1 protein-coding gene is annotated in these 930 nt (G+C 36.3%); it reads right to left on the bottom strand.

The window, feature by feature from the left end; all coding sequences use genetic code 11:
- Positions 1 to 221: 221 nt before the first annotated feature.
- On the bottom strand, positions 222 to 713 hold the full coding sequence (locus ND2E_RS09305) for a hypothetical protein (RefSeq protein WP_033094203.1): 492 nt from the start codon (positions 711 to 713) through the stop codon (positions 222 to 224).
- Between the last annotated feature and the right edge of the window lie 217 nt (positions 714 to 930).

Genomic DNA, 930 nt, shown 5'->3' with positions numbered 1-930 from the left:
ATAACCGACGAAATTACTGGCTTCATTCTATGCGTTAACTCACTCAACTTTAAAAGAGAAAATTATGGCTCGAAAAAAGGCAGAGGTTTTTATGGTTTAACTTGACGTGGGGAGTCATACCAACGCCTCACTAAGAGGCTAAAAATTGTTGGTTATAATATGCGAGGTACGAGCAAGAACCAACTGTTTTTAGTCCTTTTGAGTGACTTGTTATATTTTTATTACTCGATTAAAGCTTTATAATACACTGCAATATCAGCTTCTTTACCAAGAGCAATTCGCTTCGCAACATTTGCAACTGGCCAAAAGATAGCTTGGTTGTTGTCCTCTCTACCAATTGCCCAATATTTAACTTCATTGATATAAACATCACCCCAAACTACATCTGAGTGATTTCTCCGATATGTCTCGCCAATGTAAAAACCAAACATTTTCTCATATTCAATTCTATCTTCATCAGGCATTCCTTTTCCTCGGATATATTTACTTAAATTATCAAGTATTGGTTCTAACTCTAAGACACTATCATTTGTGTAATCCAGCTCGATATTGAAGCTCTTTTTTACAAAATCAACGCAGTCCAAAGAATATCCCTCAGCAACCATTTGTACTCGATTATCCGGTATTAATTTTAATAAAGGTTCTTCATTTTTAGCTATTGTTGATGAGCTTATGAATAGGGCAGACAGAACCCCAATGATTTTTTTTAACACAATACTTCCCTAAAAATATAACGCCTTACTAAGCGGCGCGAAATTGTTGGCTAAAATGTACGAGGAACGAGTGCTAGCCAACTGTTTAGCGTGATCTTCCCCCGATAAAGCGGACACATTTTATTTTACGCTGCCAGGGCTTCATATTCTATTGGAGAACAATAGTTTATCCCTGAATGCATCCTCGAAACATTGTAGTATTTGTTAATGTAACTTC

Source organism: Colwellia psychrerythraea (genome assembly GCF_000764225.1).
Lineage (GTDB): Bacteria > Pseudomonadota > Gammaproteobacteria > Enterobacterales > Alteromonadaceae > Colwellia > Colwellia psychrerythraea_D.
Note: the sequence above shows the minus strand (reverse complement) of the source record. Positions and strands in the feature narration are given on the sequence as shown.